The sequence below is a fragment of the Caballeronia sp. INML3B genome (assembly GCF_023631305.1).
GTDB classification, from domain to species: Bacteria; Pseudomonadota; Gammaproteobacteria; order Burkholderiales; family Burkholderiaceae; genus Caballeronia; species Caballeronia turbans.
In genome coordinates this window covers 123,630-149,001 of the sequence record NZ_JALQDI010000074.1, presented here as the reverse complement: position 1 = coordinate 149,001, position 25,372 = coordinate 123,630, and the positions used below count along the sequence as shown (strand labels likewise).

The window sequence follows — 25,372 nt, the reverse complement described above, 5'->3', positions numbered from 1 at the left end:
TCCCACACCTCGATGTCACGGTGGATCAGCGCGCGGTTCGCGTCGGTATCTTCCAGCAGATACAACACGCGGTCGTATTGCACGGTGAGCGTCTTGGTGACCCGTCGCGCTTCGCGCCACGTCAGCGCCCGCTCCAGACTCTCGTCGGCGCGCAGTGAACGATGCGCGTCATGGTCGCTTCTCGGTGGCTTGGCAAAGCGCGCGTTGTAGTCGGCCATGAAGCAGGGCGCATAGGCGTTGGCTTGCGCCACCGTGCTGATGCCGCGCAGGCGTAATTCCTTGACCAGCCGGTCCTGCAAGGTCAGATGCGCGCGTTCCACGCGACCCTTGGCCGGGCTCGAATTGGCGCAGAAGGTGTCGATGTTGAGCTCGTACATGGCCCGGCCAAATTGCGTCATGGGGTTGCCGGTCTTGCCCGCGCGCGCATTGCGAAACACCGTGAACTTGTCGCTATAGAACGCGCCTGGCTTGCCATGGCGCTCGATGTACGCGCGCGTGGCCTCGAAGTAGCTGAAAGTCGACTCGCTGCGCGTGAAATGCAGCAACATCAGCCGGCTGGTGGCGTCGTCGACGTACACCAGCAGCGTGCATTGTGGCGCGCGCGCCTCGAACCAGCGATGCTCGCAGCCGTCGATCTGAATCAGTTCACCCAGACACGAACGGCGCGCGCGCGGCTGATAGACCTTGGGCGGGCGCTGCCGGCGCGGCACCCATAGGCCCGCTTCGGTCATCAGATGCCGCACCGTTTCCTTGGCCAGCCGGATGCCGTGGCATTGCTCGAGCTTCTCGCGCGCCAAAGTCGGGCCGAAGTCGGCGTAGCGCTCTCGGATAATGCTCACGGCGCGCTGCGCCAAGGCATCGTCGAGCTTGCGATTGCCCGGTCGGCCACGCTTGCCCGAAGCCACGCCTTGCAGTCCGTGCTCACGATAGCGCGTCACCAGCCGCTCGATCTGGCGTACCGTCAGGCTCAAACGCTCTGCCGCGCGTCCGGGCTTCAAACCCGACTCGACTACCGCCTCGATAACCTTCAGTCTGTCCCATTCGCGCATGGTCAAGCTCACAGGTGGGTTCGGTGACATGGCGGACTCCCGCTGACGAACAGTCGCCAGCTTGCCACCGGTTAAAAACCCGACATCTGTAAATAGCCAGAACACGACATTAGGATAAAGCCGCAACACTTTATAAATTCGGCAATTGCCTTTATGTCAAAGGATTCGTACTTCGAAGCGAGCTTGCTGAATTGGTCAGATCGCGCATCTCGCCGTCCATCCAAACCGGTACCGGACTATGCGTTCGCCGACAACCCTCATCTTTGGAGACAACACCACGCTCGATCGCTTGGGCACAGCGCCTTTCTATCGTCATTGAGCTCTACTCGATCACGCTGCTGAAGGCGGTTAAGAAGGGCGGCCACAACGCCACAAAGTACGGGACCGACAGCTCATCGCTCAGCTCCTGGGGCTCGTCGACAAGAACGGACGGGGCGACCACGGTCCAGACGGTCACGCCGACTTGGTGGTCGTGGCTGCTCGAGTACTCGCTTCTGACCCAGGGCCAGAACCTTTCCTACATCGATCCTTGTCGAAGCGGGCGTCTCGAAAAATGAGACCGGTCGATCATGGGAACCTTTATGCCGAGACCGTTAATCGCATCACCGAATCCCATTGATTCGCACGGAGCGCCTCGGAATGCTGGGGAGCGGATTTGCTCTACCGCTCTACCGCGATAGCTTCCAACCGAACAGCCAATAATTGTCGTTTGTAAACACCCACCCGCCTGAGTCCGCGAAGATTGGACGTTCGTACCAGTCCTCGTCGCCGCGAGAGGACGTTACAGACTTAGCACGTAGAGTCGCGAATAATTTCATCGAAGGAAAACGATAGACCTTTAGGTCCGTAGTCCAGTCGGCGAATGTCACGTACCGGCTATCGTCGGTGAAATCGGGCAGGCTTATTGGGCGAAGCGTAGTATTGGGTACTTTTACTTCAGAGATCTGCTTTCTAGTGTCAATGTGCCATGTGGACACTCGGGAGCGCTTTTGTTCAGAAGCGTCGTCAACGACCAATAGATATTGCCCATCCGGCGAGAATTGGATCACTCGTATCTTGCCTGGAAACTGAATAGACGGGCCGATATCGCCTCGCATGCGATGTCCGATCTGCAGGATATTGCTGATCGAGTACGCATAACGTTCTCCATTTTTCTCAAATCGGACCACGTCAAAGTCGATTCGTCGATACACCCGCATGCTGCGCATATCGATCAATCCACCCTTTTCCTGACACTTAACGTGGTATGACTTGAGCGCGCATCTGAAAGCGACGGTCATACCGTCGAATGACGCGCTGAAATCGGAGATGAAGATGGGCACTGTAAGGACGTTTCCGTTCGCAGTGTCAATCCTCCACAACATTGAGTCTTCCGCGCCACCCTGTACGAACAGCTTGCCGACGTTTGGCAGGAACTGTAGCGAATGACATCTTGTCGGTACTGGCACAAGGTCTCGGACCGGTACCTGATCCAACAAGTTCACGACGGTGACGTTGTGCTTGTTCGTGTCCGTCCGCCAACCACAAAGCAGCGCGTATCGTTCGTTGGGCAGGCGAAAAAGATCCCCAGGATACGGCAAAATCTTTCGCTTAATTTGCTCCCGCGCTCCAACTCTGCCGACCACCTCAGGCAACATACTTTGCGAACTTCTGGTCACTTCAGGAGAAATAATAGCCTCGGGCAGATTATCGGGAAGAATCACGTTGCCCGGATGATGGAAGCGTTCAGATTGGGCCAATTCGTTCGATGCGGAAGAACCTGCGACGCCCTGTTCGGCAGGCGGAGCCGGTGCCAACGGGATGGTCTGTTCAACATGCGAAGCTTGTTCTCGTGCGACGGGAGGAGTAACCCGCGAGTCGGAAGTTGCCGTGGGGAACGCGGTCTCTGAACTCTTTCGCTGACTAATCAACGCGATACATGACGCTATCGATCCAATAAAAAGCAAGGCGATAATGACACTCCATTTGCTCGTCTTTTCCGGTTCTGCGCTTTCGCTGGAACCGCTTCGAATTTTTCCAGTTGAGGAGGCCCGCTTCTCCGCTGCGTGCGGAGCCGCATCTGCACTGCGCTCTTCGTGTCCTCTCGGCACGGCTTGTTCGCGAGGAGGATGAGTCCGAGAAGGGTATGAAGGTGCAGGCGAGGGGGGCGTGTGACGATCTATCAACTTGTCGATCGATAGTGAACCTTGTGCGTAGCGAACAAAATCCGCCTCGAAGGTATTTTCGAGCGGAAGCGGCAGTCGGTCCCGTGTAAAAAGGGGGGTGCGCAATCGCCGTAGCAGTTCGGCGGGAAGGCACTTCTCCTCAAGACATTCGAAGACTCTTTCGCGGACGAGGACCGCAACCCGCGGGTCCAGAAATTGAACTGAATATGCGATCGCGATCTCATCGCTCTTTAGGCGGCTTACCTGAACGGGTCGCTGACGTCCCTGATTTGCTGAATACTCGCGGCACCACGCAAACAGGTCGGAACCTGTTATCCGCCCGTCGTGATCAACATCCGCCAGGCCGGTGCGGAATCCCTCGAGCATCCCCGCTGTTAGGATGCCGTGCCCGAGTTCGCGGTCTTCTTTTGCCACTGAGCTCGCAGACGTTGCGCCGAGGAAATAGACTCCGCTTCCCTCAACGAAGGAACGGATTCGGTCCGCATCGCTACCTTTCACATCGGTGGATCCAAGGCCTGCGTAGCAGCAGTCGAGTATTGCGCAGAAGCGGCTGCAGCCGTAGTCATCCTTGACCTCGAGCACATGACTAAAAGCCACGGCGGTCGCGGACAGTAAGCGCTCCCTCGTATCTTTGGTTGCCAGAAACAGGCGGCCGCTGTCGCTAACTTTTCCGTGACCCGAGTAGTAGAAGAGTGCAGTTGCGCCCCGTTCTTCATCAAGCAAGCTTGCGAGCTTCCCAAGCACTTCGTCCTTGGTGCCATTGACGCAGAGTTCAACTCTGTCATACGCTCCAATCGATGGATCACGCAAGACTGGCGCGAGTTCGCTTACATCACGCGAGGGATACCTAAGGTCATGCAGTCCCGAGCCTGGAGAAAACCGGTCATTTCCGATCAACAACGCTACTCGGCGCATCGGGGCCTTCCTCCAGAAAGCGCCTGACAGTATCGAAGGCGCGCTCACCTTGAGCGTTGACTGTCTCGGCCGAAATCCTAAGGGTAGCCCCGTCTGGACGTGTCACCTCTATCCCATGCTTCGGATGCGCGAATAGGAAATTGAAGACTGACTGGATAAGCTGGGTGGCCGCTCCGCCACTAAGTATCGCCAGTACGATTTGCAGAGCAGCACCATCTCCCTTTGAATCATTCTCTTGTTTGCCATGAACGAGCGATGCGTCGAGACCAGCTTCCTGGCGACCAGCTGCTTAGCGGGACGCTTGTGCACTCGTTCGAGTTACCCAGGTTGGTGTGCTGGTACTGCTGGGAGAGCAGACTGCTTCCAAGCTTGACTCAAGATGCCAAGACACTTTCGTCGAGTCAGCGCGCGTAGGCAAGCCTCTGAAGTTTAAACGTACGCAATTCGCATGATCTGCCTGCGATGCTTTCGAACCTGCGCGGAACGTACATGTCCAGTCGTAACACGAACCGTCACTCCTGGGACTGCGAAGCTAGCCGAGAAAATCGCGGCCTTGCGACGAACAGCAAGAACTTCAACACGCTGGCCGCCTGCGCACAGCGCTGTTGCACCGTCAGGCCGAACCGCTCGGCAATCCGCTCAACCAACTCCGGCATTTCCAGTCCGGTCTGAGTGGCTCGCGCTTCTTCGATGAAGCGCATCACCTCCTCGGTTGTGAGTCGCAGTAGATTGAGCAAGACCTTCGCGGCGAAATCAACTGGAAGCTGGCCCCAGTTCCATTTCCCGTTGCGCGCGCACGGTCCTCTGTCGGGGGCTCCGTCCCAGTCGTCGTCGCTCGGCCAGCTCTTTGGGATCCATTCGATCCCCTTCGCGTTCTCGAACTTTAGTCGAATGATCTGCGCTACGTTCTTTCCCATGATGCTCACGACATCGTTCAGCGTCGGGTCATTAAGCGCCGCGGCGGGCAATGTAACGTTGACAAATGTGTCGAACGTGTAGGCAATGCGACGCTTGCGATACAACTCGAACAGCGCGCAGGCCGTGGTTTCGGGATCCGGCGCGGTCTTGCACGTCGGATGGTTCGCCTTCGCGACAAATTGGCCGACGATATCCAGCACCTTGTTGCGGCGGGTGCGCACCCGCGCGTTATGCGCCTGCACCTCGTTTAACTGATCGATGATCGCCTGCGACTGCGGAATGCCGAACAGGCTCGACCCGACCACCGCTCCAAGTTGCGGATCTGGCTCCGTTGGGCTCGGGATGTACGACATGTTTGGTGTAATCGGCGTGGTCACCGGTTTGACCTCCTGTGCCGACTTGCCCGGGTCAGGATTGATATACGCGATCACGCGCCGCACGCTGCGTTGCGTCTTCATTGCGAAGATGGAGCGCAGCGCGCCGCGAAACGGCTTGTTGTCGAGAATGCCGCCATCAACCACGCAGCGCGGCAAGTTCCTCGGTTGATCGCCGATTGGGGTATCGTTGACGTCGAGTAGTTGGCCAAGATTGTCCTTCGCGTGGCTCGGCCGGACTTTTGACGGTTCGAAGGCGAAGGGGAACGAGGCGGTCGACCGCGCAGCGCGCGAGAGCCATTCCACGAGCGTCACGCGATCTTTGAAATGATCCACGCCATCCTCGCCATCCGTGTGCTGGAAGCGAAAGCGCGCGCGATGGTCCATGTCGCCAACGGGCGTACCAAGATCGTCGACTGTGCAGGCGGGGCGGCCGCGCAAGAGTGTCGTAGTAAGGCGCAGGTCGATCGGCATCCGCTCCGGCGCGTTGGGGCACGGTTCATTGACTTCAGCGGCTTGATCGGCCTTCGCCAGTTTGCTGAACGCCTCCTTGATTTGTGGAAGGAAATACTCATCACCGCGGAGCAACGATCCTGGATTTTTGTCAAGCGGGTCGCGCAGCAAGTCCCCGAACGTACCCATATCCATCCACACGTCGCGCAGCGTGCGAAAGTCGCTGTCATATACGAGGGCGAGCGACAGTGCCGCGCCGTTCACGCCGCCCGCGCTCGTGCCGCTGATTACGTCGACGCGCGCGGAGCTGCGTTGGGCGATGCGCCCAGCAACTCTTTCATCTCTGCTTCGAGCACCTCCTGAAGCGCATCCTTCATGAGCGCCTTCATCAGGTCCCGGTCGCCGGCCACCAGCGCTTCCACTGGCGGCCGGTTCGTAATACGCTTGGTCGTGGCCATGGCGTAAGCCCTCCTGAGGGCAGGTTGAAGAACTGGACATTCATCAACTTACACCACGGCCACCCCTTCCTTCGGCATCTTCCTGCCTTCGAACTTTCTGCACACTTCTCGGCACATTACCAAGCGTTCAATCTTCGCGCCACGTTCACCCTTTAACGGCTGGTTGGAATTCGTAGCGCCGCGGCGAACCGACCCCTTTTGTTTGCGTCTGCGGCTACCACGTGGTAGAAAACTATGGACCGGCGGTGAAGCCGTGGTTCTTTTAGAGCGCATCAGGTCCTAGCATGGCGAACCTGATCCGCGGCCGCATGACCGGCTTCCCAAACGGGACAAGCTTGATTCTCGTTTGGGATACCTCTACAATGGGAATCACAATATTCTCATTTGGGGGCCGTAAATCATGCGCTCGAATCCACCGCCCGGGCGCCATCTGCCCACACGTCCAGCAGCACCGCATGCAACGAAGTCATTAGTTGTCGCTGGTGAATCCGTCGCCCAGACCGACGATATTGAAACGTTCCTCATCCGGTTCGACCCTCTCGAGCAGCGTCGGCAGATCCGCGAAGGCATGGAAGCGGCGATCATTGAGCGCGTTGCGAAGGACTTGTTGCACGTGCCGGTGCAAACGCTGCTCGCGAATCTCAACCTGCCGAGTTCAACGATCCTGCGCAAAATGGCACGCGAGGAGCGCTTGTCGCCGGCCGAGTCGGACCGCGTCGCGCGCGTTCTGTACGTGCGTCAACTCGCTGTCGAGGTGTTTGAGGATCCGGCGTTAGCTGCAGCATGGATGCAACGATCGAATGCGGAGCTCGCGGGACTCAGCCCGCTTGAGGTCCTCGACTCCCAACCCGGCTACGATCGCGTGCGCGAGATTCTGCTGCGCGTCATTCACGGCGTATCCGCATGAGGCTTTACCGCCTCGCGAAAGAACGGCGTGGCTATTACCGCGCCGATGATCTGAGCGGCAACGGTGCGGCGATCGCCGGCGGCCGATGGAACCCGCGCGGAATGCGTGTCCTTTACTCCTGTTGCCACGCGTCAACGGCACTACTTGAAGCGCTGGTGCACATGGCAGGGTTGTTGCCGGCTGGCGGGTATTTTCTAGTGACGCTGGAAGTACCAGACGCCACCTATGACGCCGCGTTCATACCTGTTCTACCCGAAGGCTGGGCAGATCTGACGCGCGACCCCCCGGCAACTAGAGCGCTCGGCCGGCAATGGCTTGAGGCTGGTGAACAATTGGCGATGCGCGTACCGTCCGTCGTCTGCCCAAGTGATTTCAATCTGCTCCTGAATCCCATGCATCCTGAGATGGCGCGCATCAAGGTCATAAGCGCAGAACCCTTTACGCTGGATCCGCGGCTATTTGGTCAAGCGACGCGATGAGCCAGCCCAATATCAGATTTCTGACGGCCCCTGAGAAAGTAGTATTACCATATAAATTGATGGGCATCACTTGCTTGCGTATTGTGGTCAAAGGAGCCGTAGCCAACCGCATTTCTACTCGTTTAGGACAACTACATAAAATGCGAGAATACTATTTTTGTCAAACCGACGACGTCGGGTCACAACCGTCGTTGGTCGACAGGGCTTCTACCTCGGCAACGTCGGGCACCGTTCCCTGAACTATCAGGTACTTGAAGTTCAGTGTTGTCCACTCGCTCTGACGGATGACGAGGTAATCGCCATCGATCGCGTAGAACCGGTCGTCCCATTGCTTGCCTTCCTCGTGGTCTTTTTCGAGCTTGCGTCGGGCGGCGCCGCTCAAAACGAGGCGATCAAGCTCGCCCTTAGATGTGAGGAAGTAGTCCTCCAGGATACCGGTGTACAGGTACGACGCATCTTTCAACGAGACGATTGCTGCGACGAGCACTGCATCTGGCTGCTCGAGTGCATCGATACCCCGAAAGAGGTAGTACCAGGGAGCGCTAGCACGTATGAGAGATTGAAACGGAGAGGACGAGCGATCGAGGCCGAGTCCGCGCACCCCCCATCTCCATCCGAGGGAGCTCGCGATGGCAAGGAAAATGGATATAAAGAGGAACCCGATTGGCTCGAACGGATGCTCGTTCAACCGCAAAGTAGCCGCGTTCAGCGAAACTTGTGCGGAGGGGCTGGTGCCCCCAATCAAGAGGCGCAGGATATCTCCGACGAGAATGTTGTATCCCCAGCCGAAATGCACGATAGCCGTCGTCGTTGCATTTAGAATGCAGGCGGCCAAAATCGCGATGAACAGAGCGCGGCTAAACGGCGTGAAGTCAGCCTCGCGTACCTCGCGATCTTGATAGAAGTGATAGAAGACAATGCCGGGGAAGAGTAAGGCAAACAGCAGGACAGCTGGGAAAGCGATGTTCAAGCTTATCCCTTGCTGTTAACGACCTTCATCACGACGGAGTGCCGTTTTCCATTCGCGTCACGAAGTTCAACCCTTGTGTCGCGGTTCGTCTTGCTGCTGGCAGCGATCGTACGCAACGCCTTCATGCCGGAGGCGGATCGTTTGAGCGCTTTGACATCTGAACTCATCACGACCAAGTTTGCAGTCTACTCAATAGCATAGCGCAGCTCGTTAGGAGCGGCTATTAGCTTGTGTCAGGAGCGAGGCTCAGCAAACCAATAGGTAATAATTGCACACCCTGCGAGGCTTGAGTATCTTGTCGCAGGAAGATTTAGCGGCAGGGTAAGTATATTTCAAGGCCGGCTGAGCTGTCACGTGCCGCCACGAACTGACCAATCAGCGAGGCTCGACTGTCTTGGTGCACGTCACGGTGCCGTCGCCGCCGCCTGTGCTGTAGATTTAAACAGACTACGAAAAATCGATAGAAACAATTATGTCAAATATGGTATGCAATTAAAGCGTGTTTTCGCCGGTCAACGCAGTCGACCATGGTTCGCAATCTGTTCTAGCCTGCGCGCGAGCCGACCCTCCTGCCGACTTGCGCCGTACTCCGATGAGTCAAATCAAAGGTAGGATCGGGCAAGTCGCCAGGACCACTCAAGAGTTCGCGGGCCGCAGGTGGACATTGTTCGAGATCAGACCGGCGAAAATCCGCTGGCCGTGCTGGGCATCGTTGCGGTCTCGAGCTTTTTGCTAGGTCTGTTGATGGGCAGTGCAGGCGCTTCGAAACAATTATTTCGGTGAGGGCTCTCGCTCACCCATTGATTGAGTCAAAGGGGTCGCGCGGCGCTCGCCGCGCGAGTACAGTCCGCATGCTCGCTGATTGAACTATCCATGCAACCGACCTACACCAGATCGCCCGCCGTGAGAAGATCGACGGCGACTTAACCGGCCTTGCTGTTCATCACGCAGTTACTGGAGCCCGAGGATCTCGCAAAGGTTCCGCTGCATCAGATCGAATTTCATCGGCGAGGGCTTAGGAAAGTCGCTCCAGTGCCGATATGATGGCATGGAACAACACCATCTGCCGCCCTCAGCCGCTTATGAACTGTTGCTGATCGACGCGGATCTTGAGCATCTGCACCGCGCCGTCGCATTGGAAGTCGCGGCCGCAAGACCGGTTCTGCCGCTTACTTACTGGCGGCGTCGTGTCATGCGAATTCTCGAAGCGCGGCACCTCTTACCGGCACAGTTGGCCGTCGCGTGCGCATTGATGGACTTGATCGAGTCAACCGACACGCGTAATCAGACAATCGCCAAGGCCTGCTGATTGACGGCCTCAGTACGGCTGGAAAGGCGATACTCGCGCTTTCATGCTTCATGAATGCAGCTGTGCACCGATGAATACGACTGCCTGTGCGGGTCCGTCCGCCGCCGCGACGGTGACGCCCTCCTCTTTCCGCGGTCCACGAACTACGGGAATCGCGGGTCCGTCGGCGTCGAAGCGCCGACCAAGACAAGCGATTGCGCCGCTGATCACCAAGACGAACAACGTCTGACCCGTTGCGGCAGTCAAAAGCGGAATGCGGATCTCGGCCCCTGCCGCCAGCGAAAGGTCGAGGATCGTCACCGGCGTTGGCGGAGTTACCGGCGAACGCACTCCGTCGAAATTGCCGACGGGAATCCTGATGGTCGCTCCCCCTCGCTGGACGACTGGAACGTCTTCAGGCTCGACGATCAACGCAAATGGATCGAGGCTCTTGTTCTCGTCCGACAGGTCGACGAAAATCTGCAGTGAGTGAACGGTCTTTCCCGACTCGGCCGGCACTTCCTCATGAACGATCCCTGAACCGGCAGTCATCCAGTGCATCCCGCCGGGCCTGATTAGGTTGCGTGTGCCGATTGAATCGCGGTTAAGAACACCGGTTTCCGAATCGGCAAAGAGATAGGAGACCGCGCACATTCCGGCGTGACGATGAGGCGGGAACGTCGGGCCACCCATCCACGCATGATCAACACCGAGAAACGGATTCAGAATGCGTTCCGAATCGCGCACGGAGAGCGCTCGGAAGTCATCGCCGTGCGTGAACGCTTCTAGTGGTGTAAGCGAGAACATAATTTTCCTTACGCAACCAACGTTTCGTTATGCGAAGGGTAGTCCGTGTACCCTACATCCGTTCCGCCGTAGTACGTGGCCGGGTCCGGCTTGTTCATCGGCACATTGAGCTTCAGCCGCTCGGGAAAGTCGGGGTTCGCCAGCACGAGTTGCCCGAAGGACTCGAGATCGGCCAGGCCCGATGCCACATCGCTTCCTGCCTCGGCCGGTGTGCGACCGGGCCGGTTCAGCATCAGTGGGTTCGACCACCGCTGTCGAAGCTCCGCCAGCAAGGCGTCGTTGTCCTTGATCGTAATGTGCAAATACGCTAGCCCGAGTTTATCGAGTTCGGAGACGAGATAGCGATACAAATCCGGTCCCTCGTCACCCTCGTCGATACCCCAGATCGACAGGCCCGGCGACAATCGAATAGCCGTTCTGTCAGCTCCAATCTCTTGCGCAACCGCGCGAGCGACTTCCAGTGCGAACCTGCTGCGGTTCTGGATCGACCCGCCATACTGATCCGTGCGTGTATTGGCGCTGTGCGCCAGAAATTGGTGGACAAGATACGCATTCGCACCGTGGATTTCGACGCCGTCCGCACCGGCCTCGATGGCGCGACGGGCCGCGATACGAAATTCCTCTACTACTCCGGCGATCTCTTCCGTCTGCAACGCTCGCGGCACCGGAATATCCTGCATACCGGTGGCGGTGAACATTCCGGTCCCCGGAGCAATGGCGGACGGGGCTACGCCTTGACGATGGTGGGGCGTATTATCAGGATGCGACATGCGACCGACGTGCATCAGTTGAATGAACATGCGGCTGCCTTTTGCATGTACAGCTTCGATGACAGTTCGCCAGCCTGCTACATGCCCATCGGTATAGATGCCGGGGGTCGCCAGATAGCCCTGACCGTCGTCGGACGGCTGAGTGCCCTCCGCCACGATCAGACCGACGCCCGCGCGCTGTGCGTAGTATTGCGCTGCAAGCGGGCCGGGCGTTCCATCGCCAAGCGCTCGCGAGCGCGTCATCGGTGCCATGACCATTCGATTCGACAGTTGATTCCGGCCGATGCGCACCGGGCAAAACAATTGATTCATGATGGGTACTCCAAGATTGCTTTAAGCGTCCGCGGACGATGCAGTGAGGCGTGCCGGTAAGACGGTTGTTTAGTGGTAGTTCAGAATGGCGACAAGCTGCTGGCCGACAGGAGTAGTCCAATCGACAGCAAGTTCAGCGATGATCTGGTCGACCGTCGTAATGACAGCGCCGGCCCTCTCCATGCGGCGCAGCGCGATCTCATTACCGAATTTGGTGTTCGATGCTGACGCGTCCGCCGACACCTGGACTTCATAGCCTTCATCGAGCATTTGAAGGACCGGAAAGTTGACACAGATGTCCGTCGTGACACCTGCGACAATTAGGTTCGTACGTCCAGTAGCCGCAACTGCTTCATTGAACCCGTCGTGGTGCATAGCGTTCACAATGCCCGGCCGCTTAATACGGGCAGCGAAGGCTTCCGGAAGTATCTCCTGTAGCTCAGGGAGCAAAGGCCCCTGAGCACGGTCTTCCATGCTTGATGTGAGCACCACAGGAATCTTGGCCGCTTTTGCGATCCGCGCCAGCTTGAAGGTATTTTCCCGCACCAGATTTAAGTCGTGCGAATGCGTCCAGGCAAGAGTTCCAACTTGGTGATCGATCAACAGAATTGCGGCGTTTTCCGGGGTAAAGGCTTTCTTATGCATGGCTAACTCCTATCCTTTGAGATTTTTGCCAAGGCGCTTCTCGCCTGGGCACGCTTCAAATTTAACCTTGATCGCGTTTTCGAAATAGCCGTAAAATGCCGTTCTTGTTGTTCAAAACTTTTGAATACGATGATCGTAGGCACGCCCACGTTCGACCAGCTTCGCGTCTTCATAACCGTGGTGGACGAGGGTAGTTTCGCTGCCGCGGGGCGGCGACTGAGCCGCGCTACCTCGGCAATTAGCTACTCGGTAGCGGCACTTGAAGAGCAACTTGGGATCGAACTGTTTGATCGAAGCAATTCAAGACGACTGACTCTGAGCCATAATGGGAAAATCGTGCTTGCACAGGCGCGCAATCTTGCAGGGGGACTCAACGACTTAAAAGCACGCGTCGCCGGCATTCTTGAAGGCTTAGAGCCCGAATTAACGCTGGTCGTTGATGTCATGCTCCCGGTTGAAAGGCTGATTGACGCCATCCGGGCCTTTGAAGAAGAATTCCCCACCGTCACGATAAGGCTCAATGTCGAGGCCTTAAGCGCGGTGTCGCGGCTAGTTCAGCAAGGGGTGGCGCGGTTAGGTATTGGAGGACTGCTGCATAGCGACGAAACTGATCTTGAGCGCGTGGCGATTGGCGCCGTCGAGATGATGCCGGTCGCCGTTCCATCTCATCCTTTAGCGGGGCCCGAACGAGGTGTTGTGGGCGCATCGAAGCATCATCGGCAAATACTACTTACCGTGCGGAGCGCCTTTGAAGACAAGACGACAATGGCTGTGTTCGCTCCGGAGACGTGGTCGCTTTCCGATCTCGGAGCGAAGCGAGCATTGTTGAACGCCGGCCTGGGGTGGGGTTATATGCCCGAACATTCGGTGCGCGACGACCTTGCATCAGGTCGTTTGGTTCGCCTCGACATTCCCGAGCTTCCCGGCGGCATGTATCCATTACAAATCATGTACCGGACGGATGCGCCGCCGGGACCGGCCGGTTCGTGGCTGATTAAGCGGCTCGCCGCGCAACAGTGATTTGCTCAGATCGATCGAGCCTACTAAGAAGTGACGCTTTGGCTGTCGTCTGAGTGCGACATCTCTTTAAAGCGAGCGCTGCTGCTATCATCCTTACGACTGGCACGTCGGCATTGCGGGGGGAAATGTATATTCCGGCTACGCTTCAATAACCTTACTCCGCTGTTCGGAAACGCATGCGGCGCATTTGAGCGCCGTTGCTTATCGGGGAGTCACCAAGGCAGGGCGAGCCGGGGCGCAGCTCGTCGCTGTCTCGAAGAGATGCGTCTTGAGTAATGCCCGAGCGTCGCTAGGAAAGCCACGAAATTCAACGGCGATTGTACTAGTTGAGAACGACTCCTCATTCGCCGGTTACTTCTAAAACTGATATGTGGCGTCGTGTTTTTCGGGGTGGCGCGCGCCGGTTCCACACGAAGATGCCCGCCTGCGTTGCGTCTGCGAGTAGACGCTCATTGCTTTGACGTCCGTGCTGGCTGGTGTGTCTGAAGCCACGTACGCATGAAATTGAGCTGCGCCTGCTGCGAATACACCATGCTCTGAGCCAGCTTGCGTAGCTCCGGATCCTTTCCATACTGGAGCTCCACTTTTGCTACATCTACGGCTCCTTGGTAAAGCGGCGTCATTTGAGCCACGAAATCGTAGTCGGCATCTCCGGTGTATGGCAAATTCGTCTTGCCTTGAATCATGGCTTGGTTGGCAGTTCTGTAAGCGTCGGTCGATGGAACGTCCGATGCTCGCGCAGCAGGTCCTGGGTTGATCGGAGGCTGCTGCGCCCAACCATTTCCGGTTACTGCAGAGGCGAGAACTACTGCTGACAAGAGAAGCGCTCTGAAATTGGGCATTGTGTCCTCAAAAAGTCTGCGCTGAGTGCCGGCGTGGGCTCGTGAACGAGGAAACCGACATTTCGCGGTGCATAGATCTTGGGTAAGAGCAAGAGATGCCTGCTCGCCTGGACCCACTTAGCGCAGACCAGGAGGTGCGTTCAACGCAGCTTCAACGTCCCTATGCGATTAGCAGCTGAACCGGTCACCGAATCGGCTCCCTTGTCACATTGAATTGCTCGTTATGGGTCTGCGCCCCTTTTCCGGTTGCTTCAATCTTCGCGCGGGCACTCTGAAGGTTCTCTGAAAAATGCATCCAGTCGGCTGGGTTATACCCAGCTTTTTCGTACTGAGCGAGCTCTGCGCGCACTTCAGCGCGGGTCCGTTCCCCCGCAGCTTGAGCCGAAGCACCGAGCGCGAAAGAGAAAAAAGAAACAGCTATAACGATTCGGGCGAGCGCCTTCATGAAACCTCCGTGATTCGAGTGGCAGCAATTCATCTTCTAAGTGCTGCCCCCGAATTCTATGAGCTAGTCTCATGAGGGTAAATACCGATTTGCGAGACAGTTTGTCGCTGGAAATGGGAGAATCGCTCGCCATGCCACGAGCGCTTCGGCACGGCGGGAGGGTGTAACCCGACGCTCGCGCCGCCTTACTCAAGCTTCGCTACGTATGCGCGACGGCCTCCCCATCCAACTCGGCCGTCACCGGCGCGCCGGTCAGTGCTGCGCAATCGCGAGGCTAGCGCACCCTGCACGCAACTCCTGATTGCGCTGCAACCTGAGCCTGCGGTGCGCGAACCGGTAGCCAAGGTAAAGATCGCCCAAACAATCGAGTAAGCAATCAGCGTCGTTCGGTTCCATCGTTCGAGCGATGCGATTCGAGCGGCACTTCGTGATGGTCCATCCAGTCCCACTGAAACGTGTCGGGGGACCAAGACCAGCGAAAGCGGTTCGAGCGCTCCGCACGTTCGTTCAACGTCGAGGCCAGTGAAGCCGCAGTATGAGAGCTGACATTCATTATGTATCTCCAAGTTTGGGTGGATTTCAACGATGGCGCTTGTCCGGGCTGGCAGCTCCGTCCTCGGAAGTCCGGACTCTCCCTTGCCCTCAGACTCGTGAGCGCCGGACGCCTGATCTTCAAAAGAGCTGTCGAAGCCCCATCATGACGCCGGTCTGATTCGCCCCGGGCGGCGGCGTCGTTCCCGGGCCACCGGCGCTCAGCGTATATCTCGCCCTCGCGCTATTGCCAAGAAAGCCAACCTGCGCGTAGACGGCCGTTCGTTTCGATAGTGAATAGATGCCGCGAATCGTACTGAGCGTCGCTCTCGTGTCGTGATCGTGATTAAGAATCCGGTAGACCGCTCCATCGACATAGAGAGAAGGCGTGATGACGTAGCTGGCGCCCAGATAGAAAATGTTCGACTTGACGCTCGCTGCTGCTTGCGCCGCCGGATCGACCCACCGTCCAAGCCATCCGCCCGAGATCGTCGCGCCGAAGAATTTGACGTACGCATTGGCCTGAGCCCGTGTGTCCTTGTCGCCGCTGCTGGGAATCGGTGTCGTCGCCACGCCATCAAAGAAGTTGGCGGCTGCGTTCGTTCCACCCCGTTGCTGGTCGTAGCTGACCACCGCGCCAAAATTGCGCGTGTCGTACTTGGCCATCACGGACCACTGGTGACATTGCTGGAAGTCGCCTGGCACCGATCCGGCGCACGTGCCCTGTCCGGGCGAATTGCCGGATCCTGCTGCGTCGCGCCCGAATGAATAGGTTGCGCCGAGCGTGAGGCCCGCGAATGTTCCCTTGTAGGCGATGGTGTTGTCGCTTCGGGCATTCGGAATGTAGCTGTCCAGCGATCCGAGACTGTAGATGGCCGGACCCATCACGTCGTTCTCGAGCAGCGCGTAGAACGTCATCGTGTACTGACGGCCGAACGTCAGCGTGCCGTATTCCGAACCGAGGCCTACCCAGGCTTGCCGTCCGAAAAGACGGCCGCCTTGACCCGCATCGCCCGCGCGCACGTTGAAGCCGTTCTCAAGAACAAATAGTGCGCGATATCCTCCGCCAAGATCCTCGCTGCCGCGAAGGCCCCATCGCGAAGGCAGTGAGCCGGTGATGGCGGGCATGCGAATAACGCGGTCGCCCGACGCATTCGCATGGGACACATATTCGAGCCCTGTGTCGATGATGCCGTAAAGCGTGACGGAGCTTTGCGCGTGTGCCGCTCCCGCAAGCAAGCAGACGGCTCCCGCCGCAACCAGGCAAGTCCTTTTCATGTGATTTCCAAACAAAGTGGTGAATCGATAAGCGAATTGCGCCGTTCTCGTATGGGAATTAGACGGCTTCGACTGCATCGGAATGACGCCAGTGCTTCTGTCGCTTCATGAAGAAGAAGATGGCCGCTACAGGGATAACTGCCAGCAGAAATGGCGCTGCGAACAGGTAGTAAAGGTGATGGACCTGCCAGCCGTGGTCGATCAGCATGCCGACGAGGAGCGGTGCCGCGATCGCGCCGAGTCTGCCCATGCCGACTGCCCAACCCACGCCGGTGGCGCGAGTTTTCGGCGGATAGAGAAGCGGCGTCAGCGAATAAAGGCCGCCGACGCATGCGGTAATCGCGGCGCCCAATGCGATCGCTGCCGGCATGGCGAACTGGAGTTGCGAAGCGTTCGCACCAAACATTAAGAGCAGCACGCCGCTGACCACCAGAGCCGAGGTCAGCAGCGTTCTAAGTTTCCCGCGGCCCGAGACCAGGCTGAACAACGTGCACCCGATAATGCCGCCCGCATTCAGCAGGACGCCGCCGGTCACGCCTTGCGAAGCGGACATGCCCGCCTGGACCAGAAGCCTCGGCGTCCAGCTCATGACGAAATAGAATCCGGCCATCACAAGCGAGAACGCAAGCCAGATCAGGAGCGTCCGCAACCCGATCAGCGACGGCGCCGTGGTCAGTTCGTCCGACCCAGCGCTTGCTTCCCGAGAGTCCTCGATGCGCGGCAGTTCATCGATCGTGTCCTGCTTCATGCGCCGCAAGATGGCGTTCACCTTGTCCAGCGCACGTTGTGGTCGCCGTGCAATCAGGAAATCCAGGGACTCGGGCAGGCCGTACCATGCAAGCGGAATCACCAGCGCCGTGCTGATGCCGCCAAACAGGAAGGCGCTTCGCCAGCCATAGCGTGCCAACAGCAGTGCGCTCACAGCGCCGCCCAGCGTCGCGCCGAGCGTATAGCCGGCCGACTGCATGCTGATCGCTGCGCTTCTCCACTTGTCGGACGCGTACTCCGAGGCGATGACCGCGACGCTCACCATCATGCCGCCGATGCCGAGTCCCGTCATGACGCGCAATGCCACAAGTTGTTCCAGCGTCTGAGCACATGCGGAAGCCAGCATGCCCGCGACGATCGCAAGCAGGCACAGCAGCACGAGCGGCCGGCGCCCGATGCGATCGGCGCACGGTGCAACGATGAAGCCTCCGGCCGCCATGCCGAACAGGCCGGCGCTGAGCAACGCGCCGAGCTGGCTACCATTGAGATGCCAGTCCGATGCCAAGTGCGATGCCGAAAACGCGACGGCCAGCACATCGAAGCCATCCAGCATGCTCAGCGCGACGCATACGACGAGCACCATCTTCTGGAACGAGCTCATTCGGCCCTCGTTCGTGGCCTTCGTCAGCTTGTGTTTCATTTGTCTTCCTCCAGTATTGCTGCCCCGACGGACTTCGTGGAGCAGTCGTCCTCTTGTGGGATGCCTGTTTTTGAGTCGGGTCGGTCTCTTCAATGGTGTTGTTCGTTACACGCTAGTTGCTGTCGAAGATGCAGGGCTCGAGCGCCCGCCACCACGGTTTGCCGGGCAGCGTCGCGCCCTGCTCCGGACCGGTCACATGAACGGCGCCTTGCCGCGCATCAGCAACGCCGGAGCCGTAATCCGGTCCGCGCACGACGTGACGACGCCGGAGCGTCTCGACCAGGATCGTTCCGCCGCCGGCACCCACCTGTGAGATGTCTCCGGGCTCATGACCGCGCCATCCGGATCGTCAAGTCGCCAAGGCCTTCGACGCGCGCCTTGACGACGTCGCCGGGCGTCACGGGGCCGACGCCCGCCGGCGTGCCTGTCATGATGACGTCGCCCGGATGCAGCGTGTACATCGCCGATGCGTATTCGATGAGCCGCTGAACGTTGTAGATCAGGTACTGCGTATTGGACTTCTGGCGCGGCGCGTCATTGACCGTAAGTTCCAGGTCGAGCGTGTTGGGATCCTCGATCTCGTCGACGGTCGTGATCCACGGACCGATCACCGCGAACGTATCCGCCGACTTGCGGAAGCCCGCGAACTCGGGACCGCGTACCGTCATGTCCAGCGCCACGCAATAACCGAACACGTAATCGAGCGCCTTCTCTCTCGAGACTTTCTTGGCCCGCCTGCCGATGACCACGCCGAGTTCCACCTCGTGATCGGTGCGGCGGTCCGGAAACGGAAACTCGACGATACCTTCGGGTCCGTTCAGCGACGTCGGTGCCTTGATGAACAAACCAAACTGTTCGAGCGTGGTGAAGGTCTTACCGTGTGCGATCTGCTGATCCGCATTGGCCTCGTCGATATGATCGCGGTAATTGATCGGCGCCCCGATGATCTTGCCCGGATTGGCGACCGGCGCGAGCAGCTTGGCCGTCGACAGCCGCACCGTATCCGCGTGGCGAGGAAACGTTTCGATCTGGTCCTCGATACGAGGAAAGTTTCCGATGATCCAGTCGTAAGGCGGATATGGCCAGCCCGGCTCACCCAGAGCGTGGAACAGCGGCGTGATGTCGTGAATCCTGTCCCCACGGACAACGCCAATACGGTTATCGTTAAAGCGGCAAATCTTCATGGCTTATCCTGCGTCAGGGTGAGTCAACCGCGCGTTTCGCGGTAAAGGCCGAGCTTCTCGTACACGGGACGATCAGAGTAGGTGAACATCACGGCGTCGCTGATGTCGCCGGCACTCATGCGCCAGCGGCTCCATCCCGGCACGATGAAGACGTCGTTCTCGGCGATATCGAAGCGCCCGGCACCTTCTATCTCGACGGCAGGCGAACCCTCGACGCCGACGATGACCGTACCCTCCACCGATCGGAAGAACTCCGTGGTAAGGCCACGCGGAATCAGGCGCATCGACGCGGCAATGGTCGGGATGGCCCAGCCGCCGGTGAGCGGGTTGGCGTAGCGAACGTTGACGCCGTGACAGGCATCGACGTCCGAGTAGCGCGCGAGCCGGTCGAGCACTTCGCGCGTGCGCGCATAGGGATAGTTGAAGATCGGCGATGTCGGCCCAGCGTGGCTGCTACCGATCGGCAGCAAAGCGTCGGAGTAACGTGTCAGCACCTGATCGGATTCGCCGGTGCGGGGAAACTGATTCGATTCCTCGTATTCCTCGCGAAATCCGGCCCGCAGGAAACTGACGAGCGGAACGTCGAGTCCGTCCAGCCAGACGACCGGTCCATCGCCGTCGTTGCCGTGGTCGTGCCAGGTCCACGCGGGCGTCACGATGAAATCGCCGCGCAGCATTTCAGTGCGAACGCCGTCAACCGACGTATAGCCGCCCGTGCCTTCGAGCACGAAGCGCAACGCAGACTGGCTATGACGATGTGCCCGCGCTATCTCACCCGGAAGAATCAGTTGGAGGCCGGCATAGATCGTATCGGTCGCATTAGGCAAACCTTCCAACCCGGGATTCATCAGCATCAGAACGCGCCGCTCCGCTTCTTCCGCGCTCACCACAGCGCCGGATTCGATTAGCCGGTCACGCATCACGGCCCACTTCCACGCATGCGGCCTGGCCTTCGGCCGCGGCTCATTAGGGACAAGCCCTTTCAAGACGTCCCACAGCGGCGCGACGTTGAGTGCTGCGAGTCGTTCCCGATATGAAACCGAACGGTCTGATTCCTGCGCTCTTACGGCGCTGTCTGCGTGCGCGCTCATGGCGAACTCCTTCTGTAACGTGGGGCGGCGATAGGTGAAAGGGCTTTCACTGTGACGATGGATGAAGCGCCGTGCCCCTTCCTATCGCGATATATTGGATAGGCATCCGAAAAAATAAATGGAATGTCCTGACACACTGCTCTTCCATTTTTCCCAAGCAAGGATCAGGCGTCTTCCAGTTCGATATAGACCTGGCCCTCCTCTATCCGCACGGGGTAGGTCCGGATATCCACGGAGAGCGGCGCGCACATGGCCTTGCCGTTGCGCACATCGAACCTTCCCTGATGCAGCGGACATTCGATCTCGTGGCCATCGAGAAAGCCGTCGCATAACCTTGCGTGGCCGTGCGTGCAGATATTGTCGGTCGCGTAGACCAAGCCGTCGACGCTATAAAGTGCAATCTCCCGGCCCTTTGAGATAACCGCGGTCACGTCATCGGCGGGCACTGCAGCAAGCTCGATCACTTTCGCCCAGGTCTTTGTCATCGAGCACCTCAAATCGGATAAATGAGCGAGTTCGCGACCATTTCGCTGTCGAACACGCAGGTTCGGCTTTTCAACCTGAGGCCTTGCGGCGTGCGCTGAATGACATCGATATAGCGGCCGACGTTGAATACGGTGGTCAACTCGTCCTGCTTCGTACGAAACACGGCGTAGTTCGCTTCCGACCGGATATGACGGCTGTCGACTTCCCGGACGATGGGTGCGCCGACGACATGCCTCTGGTAGTACGGGTCATGGAAGATCGTTTCTGTCATGCCATACACCCGGTCTTTCAACATGCCCTTGCTTTCGAAGGACATCGTTGCGAGCGGAAGGCCTCGATCGAAGTTCTCGCGAGGCTGAACGCGGTACAGGCACTCGTCGGTGAAGAATTCAGGCCAGCGATCCCAGTCGGCTCTGTCCAGCACGGCCGCATACTCGGCGTAAAGCCCGATAAGTTCCTGATAGGTCTCGAAATCGAGCATGTCAAATCTCCATCACTTTGCGCCAGTACTCGAACATGCCCCGAATCAGGGTCTCGCTGACGTTGTGATCGGCATCGGCGATATCCCGTCCGCCGAGTTGTGCGAGCGCCTGATAGAACGGCTTTTGTTCGACGCCTTCCTGCGAGAACTCGATGACCTCACCGTCGTCGGCCGACACGAATCCCGCCGGGCCGAAGAGATTCGCCTGGCGCAAACGCCGGCGCGTCATCTCCTCGCTGTCGTCCTCGAAGCCGAAGTGCGTCCAGACGAAATCGAACGATCCGACGCCGTTCGGCACGATCTGGCGCGTCGACACCGAATTGATCTGCTGCTGGATGATGAGGCTCGGGAAGATCGTCAGCATGGCGACGGTCAGATCGCCCCACCACGGTTCGTGAACGATGTCGAGAAAGCGGTCGTCGTTCAGTTTCATTTCTTCCTTGAAGCTCGACACGCCCTTGGTCACTTCGCTCTTTCCCTGTGCACCGCGCACGCCGATCATTGCAGCGTGGCGAAACTTCTCGTCCATCTTTAGCGCTGCCTTGCTGTCAGCGCGCCACAGTCCGAACGTGAGGAACCAGGTGTGCAGCAAGCCCGCGTGATACGGATCCTTGATGTTCTCCTGCATGAACTTCCAATTTGCCGGAATTCGCTGCCGGTTGTAGCCTAGAATTTTCAGCTTCCGTCCGTCGAATACACGGTTAAATAGCGCAAGGATCGACGGTCCGAGGAATGCTTCGAGCGGCTCGACATCGTGGTCGAAGGAAGCGAAGATCACACCGTTGCGGGTCGCCACTTTCAGTTGCGTCAGACCATGCTGTTTCGGATCGAAGTCCGCAGGCATGCCGCCGTTGACCCTGCCGTCCGCCTTCACGCCTCGCCGGAACGGCACACCGATCAGATTGCCCTTAAGGTCATAGTTCCACTGGTGATATGGACACGTCAGGTCTTTTCGATTGCCGAACTTGTCCCGGCAGAAGCGCACGCCGCGATGCGCGCACACGTTTTCCACCACAGCTACTTCGCCATCCTGAGAGCGCGTCACGATCACCGAGCGCTCGCCGATGGACGTGCGCTTGAAGTCACCGGCGTTGGGAATCTCCGCTTCCAGACCCACGTAGCACCAGTGACTGGAATAGAAGAAACGATCGAGCTCCTTCCGGTAGACCGCTTCCTGGCTGTACGCCCAGAACGGAATCTGGCTGGTATCGTCCCCCTTCCAGACAGGCCGGATAAAGTCGATCGGGCTCTCATTCATGATGACGTCTCCTCTGGTGCGGCAACTGGGAACTGCTTGATCGAGACTCGCTTGCATGAAAAGCATCGGCGTAAATCCGGCCGGGGTCGACGCCCTTCCTGCGCAGCAGCGCGGACGAAGCGTCGACCATCGCCGGCGCGCCCGCCACATACGCGCGCCATCCGTCGAGCGTGTTCCAGTCCCCGTCGACAGCATCGGTCACCATGCCCGTGCGATACGGAACGCGCTGTTCGCCGGAAGCCAGCACGACATGGACACGCAGGCCGGGCAGGCTTTCGCGCAACGCGTCGAGCCAGTGGGTGCCATAGACGTCCGCTTTGGAACGCACGCCGAAGTACAGATGGATCGGCCGGCTTGTCTGCGACTCGGCCATGCCGCGAAGAATTGACAGGATCGGCGCCAGCCCGGTGCCACCGGCAATGCACAGAACCGGGTCATCCGACTTTCTGCGAAGGTAGGCGGTACCCAGAGGTCCGCTAATGCGAACTGCATCGCCCGGCTTGAGATCGGCCGCGACGAAGGACGTCACGTGCCCACTGGGCACCAGCCGTATATGAAACTCCACTTCCTGGCCGTTCGCCGTGCCCGCCATCGAGTAAGGACGAATGTGTTCCGGCGTGAACTGCACGTTCGCGTACTGACCGGGAGAGAAGTTGAATGGTTTGGACAACGCCAGCCGCACCCGTTTGATATCGTGCGTCAGGTCTTCTATGTCGATGACCGTCGCCTTGAGTATCTTCGGCGGATGAACCACGATCTCGTCGACCTCAGGAATCTCGATCACGCAATCCTCGATGAGCGTCGTGCAGCATGCGAGCACGGACTGGCCGCCCGTGACGCGCGAACCGCCTGCTTCGGTGCCGAGCGTCACAGCTGAGCCGGCGACCACGGTGCAACGACACGTGCCGCAACGGCCTGCCATGCAGCTGTACGAAATCGGGATCGCATGAGCGCGCAGTGCGTCAAGCAGATTGGCGCCGCTCGTCGCCTCGATATCGCGCTCTAGCGGCAGGACAGAAACCTTCATCACTTCCGTGTCTCCATGCTGTTCTGCGTTTGATGCATGATGCACGGAGCCGCGAAATCGATAAATAGAATCTCCTTGATACGCAAAATCACTCAGATTGATAATGCTTTTGCCAAAAGGGGCAGCCGATGGAACTTCACGATATCGATCTCAACCTGCTTGTCGTCTTTCAGGAGCTATTGCAGCAGCGACGTGTTTCGGCCGTCGCCACCGCGCTCGGCACGTCTCAGCCGGCCATCAGCAATGCGCTGGCGAGGCTGAGAAAGGTGCTTGGCGACGAACTGTTTCTGCGAACCTCGAAAGGCATGGTTCCGACGCCGTTCGCTGAGGCGCTGGCCGAGCCGATCGCCAATGCACTGGGCGCGATTCACCATACGTTGAACCAGATGTCGGTTTTCGATCCGGCATCGAGCACGCGAGCATTCACAGTCGCGATGACAGACATCGGCGAGATCTCGTTCCTGCCGGTCCTGATGCGCAAGCTCGCGTTGATCGCACCGGGTGTGACGATCAGCACGGTGCGCAACCAGTCCGACACACTTCGCGCGGACATGGAGCACGGCCAGGTAGACCTTGCCATCGGCTTTCTACCTGATCTGAAGGGGGGATTTTTCCAGCGCCGCTTGTTCCGTCAGCGTTACGTCTGTCTGTTTCGCGCCGATCATCCGCTGGCAGGCGCGGGCATGACGAGCAAGACGTTCTCGGACGCCGAGCATGTGTCGATCGTGGCCGAGGGGACCGGACACGGCATGGTCGATACCGTCATTCAGCGGGCCGGCATACGCCGTAACGTCCGCTTGCGCGTGCCGCATTTCGTTGCAGTTGGGCATATTCTGCAAACGACCGATCTGATCGCCGTGGTGCCGCACGCCTATGCGATGAGTACGCTCGCGCCTTTCGGACTCGTCAGCGCCCCGTGCCCGATCAAGATTCCCGACATCACCATCACCGTGCTATGGCACGGGCGAAACCATCGTGATCCGGGCAATCAATGGCTCAGGCAGACGATGTTTGAAACCTTCGCGCCCTGACGTCGTCGCCACGCGTACTGCACGTGCTCCGCGAGTTCAGCGCGAACCTGAACACGCGTCTCTCATGAGACAGATTCGAGGGCCGAGCTTCAAGAAGTTGAACTGCGGCCGTGCGCTCCGGTATCGGCCCGGAGCGTCTGCCTGACGCGCGCAGCGGCCTACCTGAGCCTCGCTACGTATTGGGCGACGGCCTGAACATCCGACTCGGTCAGAACTTCCGGGAAAAGCTTTGGCATGGCACCTGACGGATTGCGCACGAATGACTCGATGCCCGACACACCACGACGTTTCGCGACATCGACGAGCGACGGCCCGACCGCACCGCCTCCCGATGCGCCATGACAGGACGCGCATCGTGCGACATATACCTGCTGTCCGCGTTCGGAGTCGTCTTTAGACGACGATGCCGTAGAGGCTCCGCCGAGCAGTGCAATACTGTCCGCGTCCGGTGACGCCGGAACCGCCGCGAGATACGCTTGAATCTGCGCCAGATCGCGATTAGACAGGATTTTGCTGCTGTAGAGAGGCATTTGCCCCTTCGGCGAGCGGACGTAGGCCGTCATCGCCTCTACCGGCAACGGGGACGGTGCGAGGGCGGGCCCGGACATGATGCTGCCCTGCCCCACGGGACCATGGCATTCGTAACAGCCCTTTTTCATGTACAGCCCCTGTCCGGCATGAACGTCCGCCTGTACAGCCATCGCAGGCGGCGAGGTCATATCGATCAAGCAGGCAAGCGCACTTACGGCCAGCGCGATCATGCGTATCGGCTTCATGTGC

At 58.8% G+C, this 25,372-nt stretch carries 25 protein-coding genes; 5 read left to right on the top strand and 20 right to left on the bottom strand.

What is annotated here, in order from left to right; translation table 11 throughout:
- From NCS58_RS30770 to NCS58_RS30755, 5 genes are all read right to left on the bottom strand, one after another.
- Window positions 1-1,079, bottom strand: a 1,079-nt coding sequence (locus tag NCS58_RS30770) for an ISNCY family transposase (protein ID WP_409219264.1), incomplete at its 3' end; no start/stop codon positions are given.
- Window positions 1,080-1,717: 638 nt separating this feature from the next.
- A complete protein-coding gene (locus NCS58_RS30765; protein WP_250538967.1) occupies window positions 1,718-4,129 on the bottom strand; it encodes a caspase family protein in 2,412 nt (803 codons plus the stop codon).
- Entirely contained in the window at window positions 4,098-4,334 is a 237-nt protein-coding gene (locus tag NCS58_RS34560; RefSeq protein WP_409219327.1) for an effector-associated constant component EACC1, read from the bottom strand. The genes NCS58_RS30765 and NCS58_RS34560 overlap by 32 nt, the downstream gene beginning before the upstream one ends.
- 307 nt (window positions 4,335-4,641) lie before the next feature.
- Window positions 4,642-6,138, bottom strand: coding sequence for a patatin-like protein (locus NCS58_RS30760; RefSeq protein ID WP_250478208.1), 1,497 nt, complete (start codon window positions 6,136-6,138; stop codon window positions 4,642-4,644).
- Between the two features lie 23 nt (window positions 6,139-6,161).
- On the bottom strand, window positions 6,162-6,332 hold the full coding sequence (locus NCS58_RS30755; protein ID WP_250478207.1) for a hypothetical protein: 171 nt from the start codon (window positions 6,330-6,332) through the stop codon (window positions 6,162-6,164).
- A 400-nt stretch (window positions 6,333-6,732) separates the two neighbouring features.
- On the opposite strand from NCS58_RS30755, the gene NCS58_RS30750 reads away from it, so the two are divergent.
- Window positions 6,733-7,239 (top strand): antitoxin Xre/MbcA/ParS toxin-binding domain-containing protein, encoded by a 507-nt coding sequence (locus NCS58_RS30750; protein ID WP_250478206.1) that lies wholly within the window; start codon window positions 6,733-6,735, stop codon window positions 7,237-7,239.
- Window positions 7,236-7,718: an RES family NAD+ phosphorylase gene (locus NCS58_RS30745; protein ID WP_250478205.1), complete on the top strand. Its 483-nt coding sequence runs from the start codon at window positions 7,236-7,238 to the stop codon at window positions 7,716-7,718. The genes NCS58_RS30750 and NCS58_RS30745 overlap by 4 nt, the downstream gene beginning before the upstream one ends.
- Before the next feature lie 160 nt (window positions 7,719-7,878).
- On the opposite strand, the gene NCS58_RS30740 is transcribed toward NCS58_RS30745, so the two are convergent.
- On the bottom strand, window positions 7,879-8,688 hold the full coding sequence (locus tag NCS58_RS30740) for a DUF6338 family protein (RefSeq protein WP_250538966.1): 810 nt from the start codon (window positions 8,686-8,688) through the stop codon (window positions 7,879-7,881).
- Window positions 8,689-9,736: 1,048 nt separating this feature from the next.
- Between NCS58_RS30740 and NCS58_RS30735 the strand changes: the two genes are divergently transcribed.
- Window positions 9,737-9,997, top strand: coding sequence for a hypothetical protein (locus NCS58_RS30735; protein WP_250478203.1), 261 nt, complete (start codon window positions 9,737-9,739; stop codon window positions 9,995-9,997).
- A gap of 48 nt (window positions 9,998-10,045) precedes the next feature.
- On the opposite strand, the gene NCS58_RS30730 is transcribed toward NCS58_RS30735, so the two are convergent.
- The 3 genes from NCS58_RS30730 to NCS58_RS30720 form a co-directional block, all read right to left on the bottom strand.
- Window positions 10,046-10,783, bottom strand: a complete 738-nt coding sequence (locus NCS58_RS30730) for a pirin family protein (RefSeq protein WP_250478202.1) — start codon at window positions 10,781-10,783, stop codon at window positions 10,046-10,048.
- 8 nt (window positions 10,784-10,791) lie between these two features.
- On the bottom strand, window positions 10,792-11,865 hold the full coding sequence (locus NCS58_RS30725) for an alkene reductase (RefSeq protein ID WP_250478201.1): 1,074 nt from the start codon (window positions 11,863-11,865) through the stop codon (window positions 10,792-10,794).
- A gap of 69 nt (window positions 11,866-11,934) precedes the next feature.
- Entirely contained in the window at window positions 11,935-12,510 is a 576-nt protein-coding gene (locus NCS58_RS30720; RefSeq protein WP_053572555.1) for an isochorismatase family protein, read from the bottom strand.
- 129 nt (window positions 12,511-12,639) lie between these two features.
- Between NCS58_RS30720 and NCS58_RS30715 the strand changes: the two genes are divergently transcribed.
- On the top strand, window positions 12,640-13,530 hold the full coding sequence (locus tag NCS58_RS30715; RefSeq protein WP_250478200.1) for a LysR family transcriptional regulator: 891 nt from the start codon (window positions 12,640-12,642) through the stop codon (window positions 13,528-13,530).
- Window positions 13,531-13,979: 449 nt separating this feature from the next.
- Here the strand turns inward: NCS58_RS30715 and NCS58_RS30710 are convergent, their stop codons facing one another.
- The 10 genes from NCS58_RS30710 to NCS58_RS30665 all read right to left on the bottom strand — a co-directional run bounded on the left by NCS58_RS30710 (window position 13,980) and on the right by NCS58_RS30665 (window position 23,561).
- Window positions 13,980-14,372, bottom strand: a complete 393-nt coding sequence (locus NCS58_RS30710; protein WP_250478199.1) for a DUF305 domain-containing protein — start codon at window positions 14,370-14,372, stop codon at window positions 13,980-13,982.
- 184 nt (window positions 14,373-14,556) lie between these two features.
- Window positions 14,557-14,817, bottom strand: coding sequence for a DUF4148 domain-containing protein (locus NCS58_RS30705; protein WP_053572552.1), 261 nt, complete (start codon window positions 14,815-14,817; stop codon window positions 14,557-14,559).
- 672 nt (window positions 14,818-15,489) lie between these two features.
- Entirely contained in the window at window positions 15,490-16,626 is a 1,137-nt protein-coding gene (locus NCS58_RS30700) for a porin (protein WP_250478215.1), read from the bottom strand.
- Between the two features lie 58 nt (window positions 16,627-16,684).
- Window positions 16,685-17,977 carry an MFS transporter gene (locus NCS58_RS30695; protein ID WP_250478198.1) on the bottom strand — a complete coding sequence of 431 codons (1,293 nt, stop codon included), beginning with the start codon at window positions 17,975-17,977 and terminating at the stop codon, window positions 16,685-16,687.
- A 383-nt stretch (window positions 17,978-18,360) separates the two neighbouring features.
- Window positions 18,361-19,218 carry a fumarylacetoacetate hydrolase family protein gene (locus NCS58_RS30690; RefSeq protein ID WP_250538965.1) on the bottom strand — a complete coding sequence of 286 codons (858 nt, stop codon included), beginning with the start codon at window positions 19,216-19,218 and terminating at the stop codon, window positions 18,361-18,363.
- A 23-nt stretch (window positions 19,219-19,241) separates the two neighbouring features.
- On the bottom strand, window positions 19,242-20,309 hold the full coding sequence (locus tag NCS58_RS30685) for a cupin domain-containing protein (protein ID WP_061119803.1): 1,068 nt from the start codon (window positions 20,307-20,309) through the stop codon (window positions 19,242-19,244).
- A 164-nt stretch (window positions 20,310-20,473) separates the two neighbouring features.
- Window positions 20,474-20,794, bottom strand: coding sequence for a non-heme iron oxygenase ferredoxin subunit (locus NCS58_RS30680; RefSeq protein ID WP_061119802.1), 321 nt, complete (start codon window positions 20,792-20,794; stop codon window positions 20,474-20,476).
- 8 nt (window positions 20,795-20,802) lie between these two features.
- Window positions 20,803-21,276, bottom strand: coding sequence for an aromatic-ring-hydroxylating dioxygenase subunit beta (locus NCS58_RS30675; RefSeq protein WP_250478196.1), 474 nt, complete (start codon window positions 21,274-21,276; stop codon window positions 20,803-20,805).
- A 1-nt stretch (window position 21,277) separates the two neighbouring features.
- Window positions 21,278-22,534: an aromatic ring-hydroxylating dioxygenase subunit alpha gene (locus NCS58_RS30670; RefSeq protein WP_250478195.1), complete on the bottom strand. Its 1,257-nt coding sequence runs from the start codon at window positions 22,532-22,534 to the stop codon at window positions 21,278-21,280.
- On the bottom strand, window positions 22,527-23,561 hold the full coding sequence (locus NCS58_RS30665) for an FAD-binding oxidoreductase (RefSeq protein ID WP_250478214.1): 1,035 nt from the start codon (window positions 23,559-23,561) through the stop codon (window positions 22,527-22,529). The genes NCS58_RS30670 and NCS58_RS30665 overlap by 8 nt, the downstream gene beginning before the upstream one ends.
- A 128-nt stretch (window positions 23,562-23,689) precedes the next feature.
- Here NCS58_RS30665 and NCS58_RS30660 point away from each other — a divergent pair, with 128 nt between their 5' ends.
- A complete protein-coding gene (locus tag NCS58_RS30660; RefSeq protein ID WP_061119799.1) occupies window positions 23,690-24,592 on the top strand; it encodes a LysR family transcriptional regulator in 903 nt (300 codons plus the stop codon).
- 158 nt (window positions 24,593-24,750) lie between these two features.
- Here NCS58_RS30660 and NCS58_RS30655 read toward each other — a convergent pair whose 3' ends face one another.
- Window positions 24,751-25,368: a cytochrome c gene (locus tag NCS58_RS30655; RefSeq protein WP_250478194.1), complete on the bottom strand. Its 618-nt coding sequence runs from the start codon at window positions 25,366-25,368 to the stop codon at window positions 24,751-24,753.
- Window positions 25,369-25,372 lie beyond the last annotated feature (4 nt).

Excerpts from the sequence above, each read along its gene's own strand:
- NCS58_RS30765 (WP_250538967.1), bottom strand. The coding sequence starts at position 4,129 with ATGCGCCGAGTAGCGTTGTTGATCGGAAATGACCGGTTTTCTCCAGGC.
- NCS58_RS30755 (WP_250478207.1), bottom strand. The coding sequence starts at position 6,332 with ATGGCCACGACCAAGCGTATTACGAACCGGCCGCCAGTGGAAGCGCTG.
- NCS58_RS30750 (WP_250478206.1), top strand. The coding sequence starts at position 6,733 with ATGCGCTCGAATCCACCGCCCGGGCGCCATCTGCCCACACGTCCAGCA.
- NCS58_RS30745 (WP_250478205.1), top strand. The coding sequence starts at position 7,236 with ATGAGGCTTTACCGCCTCGCGAAAGAACGGCGTGGCTATTACCGCGCC.
- NCS58_RS30735 (WP_250478203.1), top strand. The coding sequence starts at position 9,737 with ATGGAACAACACCATCTGCCGCCCTCAGCCGCTTATGAACTGTTGCTG.
- NCS58_RS30730 (WP_250478202.1), bottom strand. The coding sequence starts at position 10,783 with ATGTTCTCGCTTACACCACTAGAAGCGTTCACGCACGGCGATGACTTC.
- NCS58_RS30725 (WP_250478201.1), bottom strand. The coding sequence starts at position 11,865 with ATGAATCAATTGTTTTGCCCGGTGCGCATCGGCCGGAATCAACTGTCG.
- NCS58_RS30720 (WP_053572555.1), bottom strand. The coding sequence starts at position 12,510 with ATGCATAAGAAAGCCTTTACCCCGGAAAACGCCGCAATTCTGTTGATC.
- NCS58_RS30715 (WP_250478200.1), top strand. The coding sequence starts at position 12,640 with ATGATCGTAGGCACGCCCACGTTCGACCAGCTTCGCGTCTTCATAACC.
- NCS58_RS30710 (WP_250478199.1), bottom strand. The coding sequence starts at position 14,372 with ATGCCCAATTTCAGAGCGCTTCTCTTGTCAGCAGTAGTTCTCGCCTCT.
- NCS58_RS30705 (WP_053572552.1), bottom strand. The coding sequence starts at position 14,817 with ATGAAGGCGCTCGCCCGAATCGTTATAGCTGTTTCTTTTTTCTCTTTC.
- NCS58_RS30700 (WP_250478215.1), bottom strand. The coding sequence starts at position 16,626 with ATGAAAAGGACTTGCCTGGTTGCGGCGGGAGCCGTCTGCTTGCTTGCG.
- NCS58_RS30695 (WP_250478198.1), bottom strand. The coding sequence starts at position 17,977 with ATGGTGCTCGTCGTATGCGTCGCGCTGAGCATGCTGGATGGCTTCGAT.
- NCS58_RS30690 (WP_250538965.1), bottom strand. The coding sequence starts at position 19,218 with ATGAAGATTTGCCGCTTTAACGATAACCGTATTGGCGTTGTCCGTGGG.
- NCS58_RS30685 (WP_061119803.1), bottom strand. The coding sequence starts at position 20,309 with ATGAGCGCGCACGCAGACAGCGCCGTAAGAGCGCAGGAATCAGACCGT.
- NCS58_RS30680 (WP_061119802.1), bottom strand. The coding sequence starts at position 20,794 with ATGACAAAGACCTGGGCGAAAGTGATCGAGCTTGCTGCAGTGCCCGCC.
- NCS58_RS30675 (WP_250478196.1), bottom strand. The coding sequence starts at position 21,276 with ATGCTCGATTTCGAGACCTATCAGGAACTTATCGGGCTTTACGCCGAG.
- NCS58_RS30670 (WP_250478195.1), bottom strand. The coding sequence starts at position 22,534 with ATGAATGAGAGCCCGATCGACTTTATCCGGCCTGTCTGGAAGGGGGAC.
- NCS58_RS30665 (WP_250478214.1), bottom strand. The coding sequence starts at position 23,561 with ATGAAGGTTTCTGTCCTGCCGCTAGAGCGCGATATCGAGGCGACGAGC.
- NCS58_RS30660 (WP_061119799.1), top strand. The coding sequence starts at position 23,690 with ATGGAACTTCACGATATCGATCTCAACCTGCTTGTCGTCTTTCAGGAG.
- NCS58_RS30655 (WP_250478194.1), bottom strand. The coding sequence starts at position 25,368 with ATGAAGCCGATACGCATGATCGCGCTGGCCGTAAGTGCGCTTGCCTGC.